The 18851-nt window shown below is 68.9% G+C and carries 17 protein-coding genes; 9 read left to right on the top strand and 8 right to left on the bottom strand.

From position 1 onward, the window contains the following. Positions 1–2: 2 nt before the first annotated feature. From ACZ6DL_RS07785 to ACZ6DL_RS07760, 6 genes are all read right to left on the bottom strand, one after another. Positions 3–830 carry an ESX secretion-associated protein EspG gene (locus ACZ6DL_RS07785; protein WP_040864189.1) on the bottom strand — a complete coding sequence of 276 codons (828 nt, stop codon included), beginning with the start codon at positions 828–830 and terminating at the stop codon, positions 3–5. Beyond that, positions 827–1996: a PPE domain-containing protein gene (locus tag ACZ6DL_RS07780; protein ID WP_466049849.1), complete on the bottom strand. Its 1170-nt coding sequence runs from the start codon at positions 1994–1996 to the stop codon at positions 827–829. The genes ACZ6DL_RS07785 and ACZ6DL_RS07780 overlap by 4 nt, the downstream gene beginning before the upstream one ends. 42 nt (positions 1997–2038) lie before the next feature. Continuing rightward, positions 2039–2350, bottom strand: coding sequence for a PE domain-containing protein (locus ACZ6DL_RS07775; protein WP_040864191.1), 312 nt, complete (start codon positions 2348–2350; stop codon positions 2039–2041). Positions 2351–2514: 164 nt separating this feature from the next. Then, positions 2515–2865, bottom strand: a complete 351-nt coding sequence (locus ACZ6DL_RS07770; protein WP_393231410.1) for a metallopeptidase family protein — start codon at positions 2863–2865, stop codon at positions 2515–2517. 10 nt (positions 2866–2875) lie between these two features. Then, positions 2876–4015 carry a septum formation family protein gene (locus ACZ6DL_RS07765; RefSeq protein WP_466049846.1) on the bottom strand — a complete coding sequence of 380 codons (1140 nt, stop codon included), beginning with the start codon at positions 4013–4015 and terminating at the stop codon, positions 2876–2878. A gap of 75 nt (positions 4016–4090) precedes the next feature. Beyond that, positions 4091–5791 carry an aldehyde dehydrogenase family protein gene (locus ACZ6DL_RS07760; protein ID WP_466049844.1) on the bottom strand — a complete coding sequence of 567 codons (1701 nt, stop codon included), beginning with the start codon at positions 5789–5791 and terminating at the stop codon, positions 4091–4093. A gap of 92 nt (positions 5792–5883) precedes the next feature. Between ACZ6DL_RS07760 and serS the strand changes: the two genes are divergently transcribed. The 6 genes from serS to ACZ6DL_RS07730 all read left to right on the top strand — a co-directional run bounded on the left by serS (position 5884) and on the right by ACZ6DL_RS07730 (position 13283). Then, positions 5884–7146: a serine--tRNA ligase gene (serS, locus tag ACZ6DL_RS07755; RefSeq protein WP_466049842.1), complete on the top strand. Its 1263-nt coding sequence runs from the start codon at positions 5884–5886 to the stop codon at positions 7144–7146. A 175-nt stretch (positions 7147–7321) separates the two neighbouring features. After that, positions 7322–9109, top strand: a complete 1788-nt coding sequence (locus ACZ6DL_RS07750) for a putative bifunctional diguanylate cyclase/phosphodiesterase (RefSeq protein ID WP_466049840.1) — start codon at positions 7322–7324, stop codon at positions 9107–9109. A 144-nt stretch (positions 9110–9253) separates the two neighbouring features. Then, positions 9254–10663 (top strand): MFS transporter, encoded by a 1410-nt coding sequence (locus ACZ6DL_RS07745; protein WP_466049838.1) that lies wholly within the window; start codon positions 9254–9256, stop codon positions 10661–10663. Positions 10664–10741: 78 nt separating this feature from the next. Beyond that, positions 10742–11695 carry a DMT family transporter gene (locus ACZ6DL_RS07740; protein ID WP_466049836.1) on the top strand — a complete coding sequence of 318 codons (954 nt, stop codon included), beginning with the start codon at positions 10742–10744 and terminating at the stop codon, positions 11693–11695. Between the two features lie 54 nt (positions 11696–11749). Beyond that, on the top strand, positions 11750–12775 hold the full coding sequence (locus ACZ6DL_RS07735) for a TlpA family protein disulfide reductase (protein ID WP_466049834.1): 1026 nt from the start codon (positions 11750–11752) through the stop codon (positions 12773–12775). 166 nt (positions 12776–12941) lie between these two features. Then, positions 12942–13283: a BP74-related protein gene (locus ACZ6DL_RS07730; RefSeq protein ID WP_466049832.1), complete on the top strand. Its 342-nt coding sequence runs from the start codon at positions 12942–12944 to the stop codon at positions 13281–13283. Positions 13284–13334: 51 nt separating this feature from the next. On the opposite strand, the gene ACZ6DL_RS07725 is transcribed toward ACZ6DL_RS07730, so the two are convergent. Continuing rightward, complete coding sequence (locus tag ACZ6DL_RS07725; protein WP_466049830.1) at positions 13335–14873, bottom strand: Rieske 2Fe-2S domain-containing protein; 1539 nt, start codon at positions 14871–14873, stop codon at positions 13335–13337. Between the two features lie 41 nt (positions 14874–14914). Beyond that, positions 14915–15838: a hypothetical protein gene (locus tag ACZ6DL_RS07720; protein WP_466049828.1), complete on the bottom strand. Its 924-nt coding sequence runs from the start codon at positions 15836–15838 to the stop codon at positions 14915–14917. Between the two features lie 119 nt (positions 15839–15957). On the opposite strand from ACZ6DL_RS07720, the gene ACZ6DL_RS07715 reads away from it, so the two are divergent. From ACZ6DL_RS07715 to ACZ6DL_RS07705, 3 genes are all read left to right on the top strand, one after another. Beyond that, positions 15958–16707 carry a lysophospholipid acyltransferase family protein gene (locus tag ACZ6DL_RS07715; RefSeq protein WP_040864199.1) on the top strand — a complete coding sequence of 250 codons (750 nt, stop codon included), beginning with the start codon at positions 15958–15960 and terminating at the stop codon, positions 16705–16707. 11 nt (positions 16708–16718) lie between these two features. Then, positions 16719–17462, top strand: a complete 744-nt coding sequence (locus ACZ6DL_RS07710) for a lysophospholipid acyltransferase family protein (protein ID WP_466049826.1) — start codon at positions 16719–16721, stop codon at positions 17460–17462. Positions 17463–17632: 170 nt separating this feature from the next. Continuing rightward, complete coding sequence (locus ACZ6DL_RS07705; protein ID WP_466050466.1) at positions 17633–18817, top strand: glycosyltransferase; 1185 nt, start codon at positions 17633–17635, stop codon at positions 18815–18817. The last annotated feature ends 34 nt before the right edge of the window (positions 18818–18851 follow it).

Below are 18851 nucleotides of genomic sequence, written 5' to 3'. Positions count from 1 at the left end.
GCTCAGGACAGCTTCGGATGCCGCGGGAACTCTTCGCGTTCCGGCAGGGAGTTGATCAAGTCCTGCACCGCCGTGCGCAGTCGGGCGGGGGTTCCGCTGCTGAGTGACGTCCACTTCACGCCGTCGTCGGACTTGCTCGCGGTCGCGATGAATCGCCCTGCGCGCGTGTTGAAGACGGCGATGTGGTTGTCGGCCATATCTCTGGTGCCGTCGCCGTAGATGACGCCGACGATCTCGGCGTACGAGTGGATTTCGACCAAAGCCGCCGCCAAGGTCTTCGCATCGTGGGCAGGGTTGCCCACCTTCGTCAGCCGCTGGGCGGTGGCCGCGGCGTCACCCGTGTCGCCGAAGATCGTGGCCAGCTCTTCGGTGGGGGCGTTCATGCCGTACAGCTCCAGCGGCTCGGCGTAGCCGAGTGCCGCGAGAATGGTGCCGGGCAGGTCGATTCCCGCCTCGTCGATGACATAGGAGTCCTGTCCCCGAAGGGCGACGACCGCGAGGTCGGCGCCCTTCGCCAGACAGAAGCGACTCACCCAACCGTCGACGATCAATCGCAGCGCGATGATCCAATGCGGCCGGTTCAGCGCGCGCAGCCGATTCTCCAGGTCGCGATGGAGCACATCATCGATGAGGAGTTCCCGCTGGACGAGAGACTCGGCGGCCGCGTCCATCGCCGCTCTGTGGTCGGTCAGGTTGTCGTAACGTGCCCGAGCGTTCAAGACGACGGGGACTTCGATCTGCAGTTTCTCCACGAGAAACTGCATCTCATCGAGCGACAGGACGACCGCCTCGAGCGTCGAAGGGTCGCGGCCCGCACCGAGTACGGTCACCTAACCGTCCCGCTGAAGTCACCGCCGATGACTCCATCGGCGGTGAAGCGGCCGTCGTTGAAGTGCTCGGTCGACCGCAGGTAATCCCGGCCGTTGTGCTCGCTCTCGTCTTCCTCGTCGCTGCGAGCCTGGTTACCGAGCAGCGGATTGCCGTTGCCGTTGTTCGCCGGACGGACCGGGGCAGCCTCGACGGGCTTGACCGCCACCGTCTCCTGCACCGGGGCGGAGCCACCGATCGTGCCGCTCGAGCCCCAGCCTTCCGGAAGCTTGAGCGATCCGTTGCTGATAGCGGACGACCCGAGGCCGGAGAACGACACCGCCCGAGTCGCTGCGCCGACGGCGGTCGCTGCCGCACCGGCTCCCATGGCCATCGGAGCCATGCCCGAGAAGGTGGGCGCGGAGGTGGTGGTCGCCGCCGCGATCGCGCTGCCGGCGACATTTCCGACGGTGGAGACACCGGTGGTGGCGATCGAGCCGACGGCCTGAGCGGCCTGGGTGGCGGCGCTCGCCACACCGGGATTGCTCAAGAACGCCTGCGTGGCGGCCACGGCAGCCTGGATCGGATCGGCCGGGACCTCGGTGGCGGCCGCATCCGCCGCCTGTTCGGGGCTGGCCGTTCCGGCGCCCTTGGCGATCGGCGGCGGCAGCAGGAACTCGGCAGGCGTGGCGACCATGGCGCTGGTGGCGGCCTCGTAGGTCTCCATGACCAACGCCGCGCGAATGTCCATGGCGTTCCTGGCGACTTCCGCGACCTCGAACGCGCCGCTCAGTACGCCGGGCGGGTTCGCAGACGCGGCCAAGGCGGCGTTGACGGCCGCGATCTCGGGCGGGCTGGGCATCGCCAGCGAGGCGACGGTGTAGGCGGTGGCGTTCGCCGCGGCCTTCGCGCCCATCGCGGCCGCCTGCACGCCCTGCTGCTCGGACCAGCCGAGGAAACCGGTGAGCTTGCTCAGCGCGGCGATACCGTTGATGCCCTGCATCCCGACGCCGAGTTCGGCCATCACCCTGGCGACGGTCGTCGTCGCGTCGATCCAGGCGGCGGTGAGGCCGCCCCAGGCGGTGGCCGCGGCCGAGATCGGAATCGCGTGCGCGCCCGCGTGAAGCGTGGCCGAATTGATCTCCGACGGGCGCGCCGCCCAGATCACCCCGGTGACTCCTGCAACCATGTTTGACTTCTCCCCTGCTAAGCGTTGCTGATGGGTCTGGAACTACACCTGGATGGCGCTGATGCCCGCGGCGCGCACGACGTCACCCGCGACGTGCTGCGCCAGCTGCATCCGCAGCGTCGCCGCGGCGTGGTGGCATTCCAGAATCGCCTGCGCGATCGCGCGGTCGTGCGACATCGCCCCCTGGTTGAAATGGCTCGCGCCGAGGAAGGAGACCTCCTCGGCGCCGGAGGGCAGCACGTGCGTCGCGGGCGCGGTGATCGCGGCGGCGGCGGCCAGACGTTCGGCGACGAGGTCGAGTTCGGCCGCGGCGGCGAGAATGGCTTCGGGTGCGATCAGTACATGTCCAACCATGACTCGACTCCTTCTAGTGGCTGTGGGGCGGAACCACGAGAATTCCCCCTTCGAGTGATAGGACGCGACAGCAACGCGATCGGTTCCATCGAATCCCCAACTTTTCGATCTCCGTGCCGATTACACACCCACCGCTCGGGGTGCGCAATACAGCTCGGTTCAGACTATCCCCATCCCAGCTGATGCAGGCGGTCTTCGTCAATGCCGAAATAGTGTGCGATCTCGTGGATCACGGTGACCGCCACCTCTTCCACCACTTCCTTCTCGTCGGCGCAGAGTTCGAGAATGGCCTCGCGGTAGATGGTCACGGTATCGGGAAGCGCTCCGCCGTAATGACTGTCGCGTTCGGTGAGCGCGATGCCGTGGTACAGGCCGAGCAGATGCGGATCCTCCGGATTGCGCGGCTCGATCAGCACGACCACATTGTCGATCGCGCGGGTCAGCTCGGGCGGAATGAGATCCAATGCGTCCCCGACCAATTCCTCGAACCGGTCGTCGGACATCGATACAGGCATCGGCGCCGGGCTACCTCGGCTGGGGCTGCGGCGGCAGCGGCGCGGCGCCGGGCAGCGGTGCGGGCGTGGAACGCCCGGTGTTCGGCGGCGGCACCGGAGCCTGGCCGTTGATCAGGATGTCGCCCCTGGCCGAGCCGGTGATCGGCGCGAAACCTTCCCGATCGGCGCCCTTGCCGATCATGCAGTCCAGTTTGCGGCTGCCCGCCATCCAGCTGCGGGCATCGATGTAGTCGAAGAACAGCGTGAGCGTCTTGTTGCGGATGACGTCCGGCCCGCCCAGGTAGTCGGTCGAGGTGCGGGTGCACTCCTCCTCGACGAATTTGTCCTGATCCTCTTTGGCGGGCGGGCCGCCGGTGAAGTGCCCGGCCAGATCGACCGTGGAGACGATCTCGACGGCGTGCGGCAGCGTGCAGTCCACCGGATCGGTGGGCAGGTTCTGGTTGATGCCGAGGCACACGCCCGCCTCGTACACCTTGGACTGGTCGTGCTCGGTGGCGCTGCCGACCGACGGCGGGGTGCCGACGCTGGCCGCGACCTGCAGGCCGCAGCGCAGGGTGCGGTCACCGTGCTGCCAGCCGTCCGGGCTCGGGTACATCAATCCGACGATGTACTTGCCGCGCGGATCGAAGCGGCCCGACATGTACTTCTGCACCGAGGGCACGCAGTGCTCTTCCTTCAGCTCGGTGAGCCGCAGCGAGTCCGGGAAGCGCGAGCCGGGACCGAACTCCTTGCCCGGGTACCTGCTCATATCGATGTCGGCCGCGACCTCGAACATGTGCTTGCTCGAGCAGTTCACCTTGACCAGGTCGGACCGGTCGGGCTTGGTCCAGCTCAGGCAGTCGCCCTTGGCGGCGGTGCCGAATTCCTTGTCCAGCACGGGCTGCGCCGGGGAGCCGGGATTGTGCACTTCCAGGTTCTTCCCGTTGTCGAAGCCGGTGATGGACAGCGTCACCAGGGCCGCGACCACGGCGCCGACGGCCACCGCGAGCAGACCCCAGCGCAACGTGGGCGCCGAGAGCTGCACATCGCGCAGATCACTGTCGGCGAGAGCGGCCTTGGCCGAGTCGATCGAGCGGCGTACCGAGTCGGCACGCGACGACGCGCCGCGCTTGGGCGCCTGCGGGGACCGGGACACAGGTTCGGAGGACATCGCGGTCCATCATGGCAGCGTCCGTGCCTTGGTGCCACGACCTGCCCCGATCGGCGCGGCACGAGTCACGGGCGGTCAGCCGCGCAGAGCCGAAAGGAAGACGCCGGGCAGCCGGGCGGGGTTGGTGTCGGCGTAGAACTCGGTGAGCCTGCGCCCGGTGGTCGCGGCGGTGGCGTTGTCGACGAACCACGGCGGCTTCGGGGAGAGGGCGAGTTCGCCGCCCAGCAACGAGCGCGGCGCGGGCCGGAACGGGCCGCGCACCACCGTGCGCTCCACGTCGTCGAGCAGCAGCGCGTTGTGCACCACGCCGATCCCGCTCTGCACGTCGTCGAGGGTGTGGCCCGGGAAGGCTCCCCAGGCGGCCCGCGGCGCGAGGAAGGCCAGCCCGGTCCAGGTGTTCACCGCGATCGCGCCGTAGCGCAGCCGCTCGATCGCGCGGTCGAAGGCGACGCCGAGCCTGCGGATGGTCGTCGGATGAGCGATGACGTTCGCGCCGAGCGTTCCGGTCAGTTCGGCATTGGCGAAGTCGACCGCGCGTTGCAGGAACTCGCCGCCCGCGAAGGGCAACTCGACCACGCCGAGCACGGGGGAGAAGTACTCCGTGCGCAACAGCGGTGTGCCGGTGGGCGGCAATCCGTCGACCAGCACCCGTTGCCCGCCGAGACGCTCGGCCTCCGGATACGAGGCCACCGCGTCGGCGACACGCGCGTCGCTGCCCGGGTAGTACGCCGTGCGCTGTGGCGCCCGCTCCATGGCCAGGCGCAGCTCGGCGAGGAACCGGTCCTTGCGGTCCCACTCCGCGCCGATCACCACCGCCTGCGCGGCCACGCAGTTGTAGCCGCCGTTGTGCAGCCGCTGGGTCGCCACGTGCTCGGCCTGGTAGCGCAGATCGGCGTCGGACCAGTCGCCGGGCACCACGATGGTCGGCGATACCCCGCCCAGTTCGCTGGTGATCGGCTTGTCCAGCAGCGGCCGGTTGTCCTTCTTCCGCTCCGCGCCCTGCGCGCCGGGGCCCCACACGATGGCGTCGTGAGTCTGCGCGCTGCCGGTCATGTGCACGTGCGCGACATCGGGATGACCGACCAGATAGCCACCCTGCGGTGCGCCGCCGGTGAGAATCCGCAGCACGCCGAGTTCCAGCAGCGGTTCGAAGACCATCTCGAACACCGTGAACAGCGGGTCGGTGATCGGGTTGAGCTTCAGGGCGACCACCCGGTTGTGCGCGTACAGCTCGTACAGCGCGTCCAGCGGCGGGATCGAGGTGATGTTGCCCGCGCCGAGCACGGCGCCGATCCCGCCGGTCGCGGTGGGATCCAGCTGGCCGAGTCCGGCTCGCCTGCGTGCGGCGCCCGCGTCCACGCCGGGTCGCAGCCACACCTCACCGTGAAAACCGTTGAGCAGCAGCCGGTCGTAGACGCCGAGCGGGAATACCGGCACCGCGACCCGTCCGCCGGGCGCCTCCCGCAGCGTGATGCCGGTCAGCGGGGTGCGCCCGGCCTCCAGCGCGGCGAGGGTGGCCGACAGCGCGGCCGTGGCTTGCAGCAGGGTGAGCGGGCCGGACATCCATTCCTCGCCGACCAGCGGGGAATCCGGGGCGAGGTCCTTGACGACACACGCGGCCCGCACCCAGTCCTCCGCGAAGCGGGCGGTCCTGGCGTGGATCTCGTCGAGCAGCTCGCGCCGGCGGCGCAGCGAGGTCGCGGCCCACGCTTTCTCGCCCGCGACGAGGTCGGCCAGCGCGTTGTCGATGGCTGTCTCATCGAACGGAGTGCCCACAAGCCCACTATGCGCGCGATCTCGCGCGGATGTACCGCATCCTGGGATATCGGCGTGAAAGGTCGGCACAGCGACCACTAGGCTGGTTGCCCATGATCGACCTCCGATTCCTGCGGGACGACCCCGATGCGGTCCGTGCCTCGCAGCGCGCCCGCGGCGAAGACCCCGCTCTCGTCGACGCGCTGCTCGAGGCGGACGCGGCGCGGCGTGCCGCGGTGGCCACCGCGGACAATCTGCGCGCCGAGCACAAGGCGATGGGCAAGCTGATCGGCAAGGCGAGCAAGGAAGAGCGTTCCGCGCTGCTTGCGCAGGCGTCGGAGATGTCGGTCAAGGTCAAGGAGGCCGAGGCCGCACAGCACGCCGCCGACGCGGATCTGGACGCCGCGCATCGCGCCATCTCCAACGTGGTGCAGCAGGGCGCGCCCGCGGGCGGCGAGGACGATTACGTCGTGCTGCAAACCGTCGGCACGCCCCCCGAGTTCGACTTCGAGCCGAAGGACCACCTGGAACTCGGCGAGTCGCTCGGCCTGATCGACATGGAGCGCGGCGCGAAGGTCTCCGGCGCCCGGTTCTACTTCCTGACCGGCTACGGCGCGCTGCTGCAGCTAGGGCTGCTGCAACTGGCCGCGCAGCAGGCCGTGGCCAACGGCTTCACCATGATGATCCCGCCGGTGCTGGTGCGCCCGGAGGTCATGGCGGGCACGGGGTTCCTCGGACAGCATTCGGCGGAGGTCTACCACCTCGCCGACGACGACCTCTACCTGGTGGGCACCTCGGAGGTGCCGCTGGCGGGCTACCACTCGGACGAGATCCTCGACCTGAGCGGCGGGCCCAAGCGGTATGCGGGCTGGTCGTCGTGTTTCCGCCGGGAGGCGGGCAGCTACGGCAAGGACACCCGCGGCATCATCCGGGTGCACCAGTTCGACAAGGTGGAGATGTTCGTCTTCACCACGCCCGACCAGGCCGACGCCGAACACCAGCGCCTGCTCGCCTGGGAACAGGAGATGCTCGCGGCGATCGAGGTGCCCTACCGGGTGATCGACGTCGCGGCCGGCGATCTCGGCAGCTCCGCCGCGCGCAAGTTCGACTGTGAGGCGTGGGTGCCGACGCAGCAGACCTACCGCGAGCTCACCTCGACCTCCAACTGCACCACCTACCAGGCACGCAGGCTGTCGGTGCGTTATCGCGACGAGAACGGCAAGCCGCAGATCGCCGCCACCTTGAACGGCACCCTCGCGACCACCCGCTGGATCGTGGCCCTGCTGGAGAATCATCAGCAAGCCGACGGGTCGGTCCGGGTTCCGTCCGCCCTGGTCCCGTTCGTCGGGACCGACGTGCTCCGACCGGCGAACTGACGACGCGCGAATGACGTCCAGGTGAATAGCTACTGGTTCGCCATGCCGGATTCCCGGGATGTGGCAACCGGCGGGATTCCTTGTGGATAGGCTGTTCGTCGTGCGAGGAATCGGGTCTCGCGGCGATACCCGAACCCGGGTGCGGGCCGCGTCTGCGCTGGCGACGGCTATGGTCATGGCTCGGACCACCGGGGCGTTCTACGTCATGGGCGGGGTGCTCGGTCTGTTGATCACCGCCATCGCCCCTGGTCAGGAGGGTAATCGGCCGCTGGTCGGCGGGGCAGCAGCGGTAGCGCTGGTGCTGGGTCTCACGCTGCTCGCGTGGGGGCCGCGGCTGCCGCATTCGATCCACCACGTGTACGTCGCGATCGCGACGGTGCTGGTGACGATCGCGGTGCACTCCTTCCCGAATACGGTGGGCGCGATCAGCCTCGCCGCGTTCTACGTATTCATCGCCTGCGACGCCGCCTTGTTCTTCGCCTGGTCGCAGGCCGCCGCCCACATCGCGTTCGCGTTGGCGCTGTGCCTGTGGGTGCTGCCCGCGCGGCCGGTGAGTCCGGGGCTGCCGTGGTGGTCGGGCCTGATCCCGGCCGGTGTGACCTTCGGCGTCGGCGTCGTGGTCGGAATTCTGACCAGGATGGCGTCCGAGGCCGACATCGACGTGCTCACCGGACTGCTCAACCGGCGCGGCTTCGACCGGGCGCTGAACACCGCGATCCAGCAGGCCACCAGGTCCGGTCACGGGCTCGCACTGGTGCTGGTCGACCTGGACCGCTTCCAGAAGATCAACGACCATCTCGGCCACCGCGCCGGTGACGCCGTCCTGCAGCGGGTGGCCGACACCTGGTCGAAGCTGCTGGCCCCCGACCAGCGCCTGGCGCGCTACGGCGGTGACGCGTTCGCCTTGCTGCTGCCGAACACCACCGAGCAGGCCGCGATCCTGCTCACCGAACAGCTGCGCGCGGCGGTGACCACCGGCTGTTCGGCTGGTGTGACCTCCTGGCAGCCGGGGGAATCCGGGTCGCTGCTGGTCAGCCGCGCCGACGTCGGCCTCTACCGGGCCAAGCAGGCCGGGCGCAACCGGACGGTGCTGGAGTCCTCCCGGCAGTTGCCGCTGGCGGTGGAGCTGCGCGAGGCGATCGACCGCGGCGCACTCGACGTGCACTACCAGCCGATCGTCAGCCTGACCGAAGGCGGCGGCAAGGCGGTCGGCGTGGAGGCACTGCTGCGCTGGTCGTCCAGCGCGCAGCCGGACGTCACCACCGAGGGTCTGATCCGCGTCGCCGAGGAGTACGACCTCATCTCCGACCTGGACGAACTGGTGCTGCGCCGGGCCTGCGCGGACGCCGCGCGATTGCAGGAAACCTTCGCCCAGCTGGATCTGACGCTGAATGTGAACGTCAGCGGGCTGGAGCTGGCCGAGACCGGTTACGCCGACCGGGTGGCGGGCATCCTCGCCGCTACGGGATGGCCCGCCGATCAGCTGGTGCTCGAGGTGACCGAGAGCGAGCTGGCCGCCGAATCACAGACCGCGATCGAGAACCTGCACCTGCTGCGCGACCGGGGCGTGCGCATCGCCATCGACGACTTCGGCACCGGTTACTCCTCGCTCAGCAGGCTGGCCACCCTGCCCAGCGACATCCTCAAAGTCGATCAGTCCTTCGTCGCCGCGATCCGCTCCGATTCGCCCGCGCCGCCTTTGCTCGGCGTGATCGCCGCCCTGTCCAATGCGCTGGACCTGCAGGTCATCGCCGAGGGCGTGGAGACCGAATACCAAGCGGCCGTGCTCACTGAACTGGGCTTCGCGCTCGCGCAGGGCTATCACTACAGCGATTCGCACCCGGTATCGGAGCTGATCAGCGACCTCAACGAGAACAAAGGCCGGATCGGCCCGGGCATCACCGACCGGGAACTGGGTGATGGGGACTCGGTGCCCGCCAACGGCTGGGTGCCACTGCCGTAAATCGCTTGACCGTACGGGCCGACGGTGAGCATGCTGGTCGACATGCGATTGCTCGTCTACGCCTATTGATTCGCCGAATCGCTGCGCCCCCCGCGGGCGGATAGCGCACATACCTTCGGCCTGCGCTCGCTGACGGTTCGGGCGGTGTTCTTCAAGAGCATCGGTGAACTGATTCCGCTGTACGCGCTGTACGCCCTGCTGTTCGCCGACCACGGCATGAGCACGGGGCAGATCTCCTTGCTGTTCGCCATCTGGTCGGCGACTTCGTTCCTCCTCGAGGTGCCCTCCGGTGCGTGGGCCGACACGGTCTCCCGGCGCGGACTGCTCGTGCTCAGCGGTGCGTTGCTGACGGCAGGCTTCGCGCTGTGGACGGCGGCGCCCTCCTTCGCGGGTTTCGCCGCCGGATTCGTGCTGTGGGGAACCTCGGGGGCGCTGGCCTCCGGCACCTTCGAGGCGCTGCTGTACGACGAGCTGGCCGCCCGGGGCGAGTCGTCGGCATACCCGCGCGTCCTCGGCTACACCCGCGCCGGGGCGGAAGCGGCCGTCGTCATCGCGATCATCGCCGCCACACCCCTGTATCTTTACGGCGGCTATGGCCTGGTCGGCTGGTCCAGTGTCGCCGTCGCGGCCGTGCATACACTGATCGCGCTGTCGCTGCCCACCGCGCCGAAGGCGGTGTCGGCGGCGGACATCGACGACCTGGAAGAGGAAGCGCCGGCATCGGCATCCGCTGCGCACACCGCTGTGTCGGCCCCGGACGCGGCAGTCGGGAACGTCGCTTCCCCCCTCGGCTTCGCGGGTGACTCCGCCCGGCCCGGTGGGGCGCCCGGCGCGGATGGACGTGGTTGCGTCTCGGTGTCCGGCGGCCGGGACGAGACGGACGAGGCGGCGTTCGCCGGGAATCGCGAAGCGGCCCAGCCTCGCCCGTTCGCGCGATACCTCACCATGCTGAAGGCCGGTGTGGGCGAGGCGGTGCGCGTGCGGGCGGTGCGTCACGGCGTGCTGCTGGAAGCGCTGCTGTTCGGGATCACGGCGTTCGACGAGTATTTCGCCCTGCTGGCGGAGGAATCGGGCGTCTCGACCGCTGTGGTGCCGTTGCTGGTCGGTCTCACTGTGCTCGGTTCGCTGACCGGTTCCGTGCTGGCGGGGCGCACCGAAGGAATGTCGGGCCGCACGATGTCGATCGCGGTGGGCGTTGCAGGCGTGCTCTTCCTCGGCGGCGCGCTGATCGCAGGCCTCGCGACCGGTCGTCCGGACGCGATCTACCTGTTGACCGGCCTCGGCTTCGCGTCGATCGGCGTCTCCTACGGCATCGTCTACAACGCGGGCATCGTCGCGGGCGCGCGCCTCCAGGACGCCATCGAGGGCCCGGCTCGGGCGACGGTCACCTCCGTCTCCGGCTTCTTGGGCGAGGTGATCGCCCTAGCGGTCTTCGGCTTCGCCGCCGTGATCACCCTCTGGTCCTCCATGGCCACCCTCCTGGCGCTCCTCGGAGCCTCCATCCTCGCCCTCTCCACCCTCGCTCCCCGCTGGCTCCCACCCCGCGCCGACTGACGAGCGGCCCACCACCGAGAGCCCCTCTCGGGAAACGCCGCGATCATGCCCCACTCGCGGTTGGGTAGCGTGCGGAAGGTGAGTGCGGAGGCGAGGGTGGGGCTGGTTTTCGGGTTCGGGATCGGTGCGGGGGTGGCGGTGCAGGCGCGGATCAATGGCGCGTTGGGGGCGCGGCTGGAGGATGGGGTCGCCGCGGCGGTGATCAGTTTCGGGGCGGGATTCGTCGTGCTGGCGGTGGCGTTCGCGGTCAGTGGGCGGCTGCGGGAGGGCTGGCGGCGGGTGCGGCGGGCGTTGTCGGAGGGCGTGCTGCGGCCTTGGCAGTTGCTCGGCGGTCTGTGCGGCGCGTTCTTCGTCGCATGCCAGGGGCTGACCGTCGCGGCGATCGGCGTCACCGCGTTCACCGTGGCGGCGGTCGCGGGCCAGCTGCTCAGCAGTCTGGTGGTCGACCGGCTCGGGCTCGGTCCGAGCGGACGCACGCCGGTCACCACGGTGCGTCTGGTGGGGGCGGCGCTCGGCGTGGTCGCGGTGCTCGTCGCCGGATTCGGGCACACTCGCGTCAGCGGTGGGCTCTCGGTGCCCGACGCGCTGCGCGGCACGCCGACCGCTCTGCTGATCGTGCTGCCCGCGCTGGCGGGCATCGGACTGGCCTGGCAGCAGGCGGTGAACGGCAAGGTGGGCGCCGTCGGCGGGTCGCTCTCGGCGGCCATGGTGAATTTCTGCGCCGGTCTGGCCGCGCTGCTCGTCATCGAGGCCGTGGTCGTCGCGTCCTCCGGCGGACCGGCCGAATTCCCGACCGAGCCTTGGCTGTATCTCGGCGGTTTCATCGGCGTCGCCTTCATCGCCCTCGCCGCGCTGACCGTTCGCTGGATCGGCGTCCTTCTACTCGGGCTCACCTCCGTGGCGGGGCAGTTGCTGGTCTCGGTGATCCTCGATGTGCTCACCCCGACCAGCGCCGGTCTGTCCGCCACCGCGATCGTCGGTTGCGCGCTGACCCTGGTCGCGGTCGCCATCGCCACTCGGTCGCAGTCCTGAGGACACTCGCCGCGCATTCATGCTCGAAGCGCATGAGTGTGGGATGGTGCGCTCATGCTGATCGAATACGGGGTGTGGGTTTCGCGGCTGGGGCTGTGTGTCGTGTTCGGACTGTCGGCGTGGGGCAAGCTGACGGATCGGAGCGCGACGCGGCAGGCGGTGGGGGATTTCGGGGTACCGCTGCGCTGGGTGCCCACGGTGGCCTGGTGTCTGTCGATCGCTGAGGCGATCATCGCGGTGGGTGTGCTGCTTCCGTGGGTTTCGGGCGTAGCCGCGCTGGCGGCGCTGCTGTTGCTCGGCGTGTTCACGGTGGTGATCGGGCGCTTGCTGCGGCGTGGTGAGCACCCGTCCTGTGCCTGCTTCGGCGCGGCGAGCGCCACGCCGATCGGGCCGAAGATCGTGGCGCGTAACGGCCTTTTCGCAGTGCTCGCCGTGCTCGTCGGTATCGGCGCGCGGACACATCCGCGCGTCCCGATGGACCTGCCCGCCGACAACGCCATCGGCTGCGCGCTGGTCGCCGGGCTGGTCGCGGTGCTGGTGTGGTTGACCGGCCAGCTGCGTGTCCTGCGCCGGCGGGTGGACGAGCAGGCGCTGTCCACCCTCGGCGCGGAGGGTTTGCCGGTCGGCTCGGTGGCGCCGGAGTTCGAACTGCTCGACGCACAGGGAGCCACGACCACGCTCGAGGATCTGCTGACCGGACAGAAAGCGGTCCTGCTTGTCTTCGTGCACCCGGGCTGCGAGCTGTGCGCGGCACTGGCCAGGGAATTGCCCCGCTGGCGCGCGCGGACGGGTGATGCTCTGGCGATCGTGGCGGTCGGCAACGGCGATGCCGCCGAGCAAGCCGCGTGGGGCATCGAGAACGGCTTGGGCGACATTCCCTCGCTCGTGCAGCAGGGTAACGAGGCGGCCTTGCGTTACCGCGTGCGCGGCACTCCGTCGGCCGTGTTGATCGATGCCGAGGGGCGCGTCGCCGCACCGGTGGCAAGAGGCGGTATCGCGATCCGGGAGTTGATCAACACGGTGCGAACCGCGCCCCGCGAGCGACCGCGCGACCGTATCCCGGCCGGGGCCTCCCGTTAGTTTCGGACCGTACCTCTTTTTCGGGGCCGAGACCGACCGGATTTCGGTTATGCGCTAGTTAGCAAATTTTCAGCAAATGAGCTGCCTCGGCTGGATAGGATCGAGGCGCACCGGTGCGGAATTCGTCATCCATCGACCAGAGGACCCACCGACAAGAGGGGAAGACATGGCGCTCTTCGCGTTCACCGACTACTCGGGCAAAGAGTTCATCATCCAGTTGAACAACCAACAGCGGATCGAGGAAGCCCGTCGCATCCTGTCGGGTGACGAACAGATGTCTGTGCACGTCATGGGTCGTATCCGGAAGGTTCCGGCGCCCTACAACCCGGGCTGGGACTTCCACCTCGACCCGGAGACCATCTCCTTCTTCACGATGGCGATCGAGGTATGCGACGCCAGCATCATGTACGTCAACGACCACCTCGACGAGGCGTGTGGCGCCTTCCTGCCGGGCTGTATGTGGTGCCCGTGGTCGTCGAAGATGGTCCGCGAAGTCACCAACATGTAGCAATCGACCGGCAATGGCTTCCGGCCGGCGTGCAGCCGGCCGGAGGTCCGGTCAGTCCAGCTTGCGCGAACGCAATTCGTGCCCCTTGGAGGTCTTGCACCGCCCCGACTCGAGATCCCACTGCCAGCCGTGCAGGTTGCAGGTGAGCGTGTTGCCCTCCACCACACCGAACTTCGACAGGTCCGCCTTCAAGTGCGGGCAGCGGCGCTGCACCTCCCAGCCGCTGAGCTCGGTGGAGGCGGAATCGTCGTGCGCCTCGGCGAACCAGCCGTCGGCGTAGGCGATCCGCTCGTCGGTGAGGCATTTGAAGAACGTGTAGAGGAACTCGTTGTAGCCGCCGATTCGCCAGGCCTGGAAGCGGGTGGACAGGAAGATGGTGTTCACCCAGTCGGGCTCGCGGTCGCGCAGCACCGTGCGCACCAGTTCCGGCGCGATGCGGAAGCCGTAGCGGTAGCGGCCCTCGCCTTCGATCGGCTCGCGCACCGCGCGCTTGGGGAAGTCCAGCACGATGGTTTCCTCGCCGATCACCAGGCCCACCGGGTAGCCGATGCCGTCACAGATCACGTCGCTCTGCGCCATGATCGGCTCGAACAGCTTGCGCAGCGGTTCCAGCAGGGAGCCGTCGCCGCGTTCCCAGGTCGCCTTCTCGGCCTCCAGCACCGGCGCCAGGCGCTGGGCCATCCGCTCGATGTACTCGGCCTTGTGCTCGTAGATCTCGGCTGGGTCGCTGGGATGGGTCAACGTCAGCTCGGCGCCGCGCACGTCGGCGACCGAACCGGGGATCATCAGGATGCCGCCGGCGTTGCCGTGCATCTCCATCTGCTCCAGGAACACCTTCTGATCGGGAAAGATGTTGCCCTCGTCACCGCAGTCGTCGTTGAGGTAGCGCAGCTCGTCGTCGAGGAACACCGGCGGACCCGCCGACGGCACCACCCAGGTCGCGCCGACCTGCTCGATGTAGCTGCGCGCGCGGTCCATGCCGCGCTGACGCTTCTGCTTGCCGAAGTTCGACTTGGTACGGGCCGGGATGTCGTAGACCATCGGGTACCAGATCGCGCCCGAATACTGCAGCAGATGGATGTCGACGTGGCCGAACGCGTCGTGCAGCACGTCCATGTCGACCGGCCGGGCGTCGTTCATGTTGAAGCAGGTGGTCTCGCCGTCGGAGACGACCAGCCCGGAGTCGCCGATCGGGCCGTCGGCGGGCGCGCGCAGCGCGATGATCATGATCTCCAGGTCGCCGCCGGGACCGCTCACCGTGTGCTTGACCGAGTCCTCGGTCTCGAAGAACTTGTGGAAGCCCAGTTGTTCGAGCTCGCGGCGCAGGTCCGGCACGGGATAGTCCGGCAGTAGGACGGTCGCGTCCTTGTTGACGTGCTCGGTCAGCGTCCGAGCGTCGAAGTGATCGCGGTGCAGGTGCGAGACGTACAGGAAGTCGCACGCGCCCAGCTCGTCCCAGTCCAGCCCGGTGTTGTCGGGGAACGGGAACCAGGAACCGAAGTACGCGGGGTTCACCCAGGGATCGCAAAGGATCGACCCGGCCGCGGTGCGGATGTGGAATCCGGCGTGTCCGACGCTGGTGATCTGCACTAGCTGCTCCTCCTGCTGTTACCAGCCAACCAGGGTAGTAGTTACGGCGAGATGTCGCCGATGCAGTAGCCGTCCGGCCCGGAGCGCAAGGTGAAGGTGCGGGTCTGCGTCACACCGGAGGAGTTGGTCACCGGCACGAGCACCGCGATGTAGTCGGTGTTCACCTGCTCCGACCGGATCTGCTGGTCGGCGAACTCGGTGGCCCCGGTGAGCACGCCCTGATTGTTCGCCAGCGGCGCGGGGCTCGGACGCCCGGTGCCTTTGGGGTCCCAGGTCGCCGGGGACGCCTTACAGATCAGAGGGTAGTCGCCCTCCTTGTCGGCGGGGTCCAGCGGTGTGCCGACGAACCGGGACAGGTAGCGGCGCACGGTGTGGCGGGCATCGGCGTCGTTGTAGGCGATCTCCGCGCCCTCCGTGGCGACGCGTGGGCAGGCGTAGCCGCTCTCGAGCTCGGCGCGTGGCACGGCGACCGTGGTGGCCGGGCTCTTCCAGACGACGGCGTCCTCGGTCGTCGTGCCCGGCTGGGCCAAGGCGGTGAAGACGGCCTGCTGGTCGGCGTACATGTCGGCCACGTTCTTCGGCGCGATGGTCCAGCACTTGTCCTGCATCTCGGCGATGGTGTGCGAGCGCAGGTCGGCGGCCCAGCGCTGCATCGCGGTCGCGGCGGCGGGCAGCCCGGCGACCGCGCCGACCGGCGGAGCGTCGGCGGGAACCGGAGGCAGTGCGGAGGTGCTGGGCGGTGGCGTGGTCGGGACGGCGGCCGGTGGCGTTGTGCGCACCGCCGCCTGCGGCGCGCTCTCCTCCGGAATCCCGACGACCGAGTCGCAACCGGACAACGCGATCGCTGCGATCAGAGCCGAGCCGCCGACCAGCGCAGCGCGGGGCGATCGCCCACCCGAGGCCCGATTCCGCTCGCGTGCTGCACTGCGGTCGTACTCGCGCGGTGCCGATCGGGCGCGTTCCACTTCGGCGATCCTCTTCTCTCAGGCGTGTGGTCGGGGCTGCTCATGCGTCCTCGCTCCGGCGCGGCGCGTGATGGCGCGCACTGCCGGCGGGGACGAGCAGCGACTACGCTAGCGGACTTGTGGAACCCGTCTACCGGACGATCATCGGGCTGGCCCGTACCGTCTTCTTCGTCGAAGGTCTGAAGTTCACCGTCAAGGGCGCTGAACACATCCCCGCCCGCGGTGGCGCCGTGCTGGCGGTGAACCACACCGGCTACATGGACTTCACCTACGCGGGCCTGCCGGTGCGCACCCCGAAGCGCTACATCCGGTTCATGGCCAAGAAGGAGGTCTTCGACAACAAGATCTCCGGCCCGATCATGCGCGCGCTCAAGCACATCCCGGTGGACCGCTCGGCGGGCGCGGACTCCTACAAGGCCGCCGTGGAATATCTGCGCCGGGGCGAGCTGGTCGGCGTGTACCCGGAGGCGACGATCAGCCGCAGTTTCGAGATCAAGGAATTCAAGTCCGGCGCGGCGCGCATGGCCGTCGAAGCGGAGGTGCCGATCATCCCGATCGTCATCTGGGGCGCGCAGCGGGTCTGGACGAAGGGTTTCCCGAAGCGGCTCGGCCGCACCAACACCCCCATCTCGATCGCCGTCGGTGAACCGATCCAGCCGTTCGAGCCCGTCGCCGAACTCACCGCCGAGCTGCGCTCGACCATGCAGGACATGCTGCTGGACCTGCAGAAGGACTACGTGCACGAGCCCGGCGCGTACTGGGTTCCCGCCCGGCTGGGCGGCAGCGCTCCTACGCTGGAAGAGGCCGACGCGATGGATGCCGCCGAAGCCGAGGCCAAGGCCGCGCGCAAGGACGCGGCGGGGCAGTAACGGGAGCTGTGATGGCGCGGGAACCGGTTTACGACATTCTCACCGGCTTGGCCCGCGCCATCTTCTTCGCGCAGGGTCTGCGCATCGATGTCGAGGGGCAAGAGCGTTTTCCGCGTTCCGGCGGCGCGGTGCTGGCCGTGAACCACACCGCCTACCTCGATTTCATGGAGGTCGGGTTGGTCGGGCGGAAGTCCGGCCGCAACGTCCGGTTCATGATGAAGGCCGAGCTCGAGCACGGCATCGTCGGCTTTCTCATGAAGCATTGCAAGGCGATCGGCGTCGATCGCACGGCCGGGGCCGAGTCGTATGCCCGCGCGGTGACGGCGCTGCGCGACGGCGAGGTGGTGGTGGTCTACCCCGAGGCGACGATCAGCCGCAGCTTCGAACTGAAGAAATTCAAGTCCGGCGCGGCGCGCATGGCTGTGGAAGCCGATGTCCCGATCGTGCCCCTGATCATCTGGGGCGCCCACCGGATCTGGACCAAGGACATTCCGAAACAGCTCGGCCGCCACAACTTCCCGATCAACATCCGCATAGGCGCGCCGATCCCACCCGACGAACCGGTCGAGAAACTCACCGCCACCCTGCGCACTCGGATGAGCGAATTGCTGGAACGCGCGCAACGCGACTATCCGATGGTGGAAGGCGCCCGCTGGGTGCCCGCCCGGCTCGGTGGGACCGCCCCGACTCTCGCGGAGGCGGCTGTGCTGGAGCATGAGGAGATGGAGAGGCGGCGGCGCGCGAAGGCGCGGTGAATCGACGCGTGCCCGCAGAATGGCGATGCAGGGCGATTCCCGGGGGTGGGAACGGCTGTGGCGTCGCCGTAGGTGCTTCGGCTCGATGATGGCCGGTATGGGCGGCATCGATGACCTCGTTCGAACCGAGTGGGCAGGCGCGGATCCAGCCACCGGAAGTCGGTGAAGCCGTGCGAGTGCTGTTGACGGCGAGCGGGTCGCGGGGGGACGTCGAGCCGATGTTGGGGCTCGCGCTGTGGTTGCGGGAATTCGGAGCCGGCGTGCGGGTATGCGCGCCACCGGACTGCGCGCCGCGTTGTGCCGACCTCGGCATACCGCTGGTGCCGCTGAAGACCGATTCGGGAGCCGGAAGGCCGTCGCGCGCCGAGCTGTCGCAGTACGTAACCGATTGGCCCACGATCCAGTTCGACACGATCGGCACAGCGGCCGCGGGATGTGACGCTGTAGTGGCCTCCGGCGTGACACAGGTTGCGGCCCGGTCCGTCGCCGAGAAGCTCGGCGTCCACTACCGATACGTGAGCTACCAGCCGACCACGCTGCCCTCGCCGCGTCATGCGCCGATGCCGCTGCCGGGCGATCGGCCCGCCCCGGACGGGATCGACAATCAACTGCTGTGGGAAATCGACGCCCATGGTTGGAACGCACAGTTCGGCCATGCGCTCGACACCGGCCGGGCAGCGCTCGGGTTGCCGCCGGTGGCCGATGTCCGCGACCACGTCATCACCGGGAGCCCATGGCTGGCCGCGGACCCGGTGCTGGGGCCATGGTCGCAAGCGCCGGGTCTGGATGTCGTGCAGACCGGTGCCTGGATCGTGCCCGACGAACGCCCGTTGCCTGCCGGGTTGTCGGCGTTCTTGAATGCGGGCGCACCACCGGTGTACGTCGGGTTCGGCAGTATGCCGATGCGCCCCGGCATCGCCCGGGTGGCGATCGAAGCGATCCGCGCCCACAGCCGCCGTGTGCTTCTCTCTCGTGGCTGGGCCGAGTTGGCGCTGATCGACGACCTCCCCGACTGCATGGCCATCGATGAGGTCAACCATCAGGCGTTGTTCGCCCGGGTCGCCGCCGTCATCCACCACGGTGGTGCGGGCACGACGACGGCCGCCGCCCGAGCCGGTGCGCCGCAAGTGGTGGTACCCCAGATGATGGACCAGCCCTACTGGGCGCGCCGGGTGGCCGATCTCGGCATCGGCGCGGCATGTGCGGACGCGGATCCCAGCTCGGCGACATTGTTTGCTGCTCTGGATGTGGCGTTGGCGTCTACCACCCGAGCGCGCGCGAACGAAGTGGCCGGCATGATCCGTTCGGACGGAGCAACGGTGGCCGCGAAACTACTGCTCGACGCGATCGGCTGAGCCGACGCCGCTTCACCCCCTGCCGTGTCACGAG

It is taken from the genome of Nocardia sp. NPDC041819, assembly GCF_055590505.1.
Note: the sequence above shows the minus strand (reverse complement) of the source record. Positions and strands in the feature narration are given on the sequence as shown.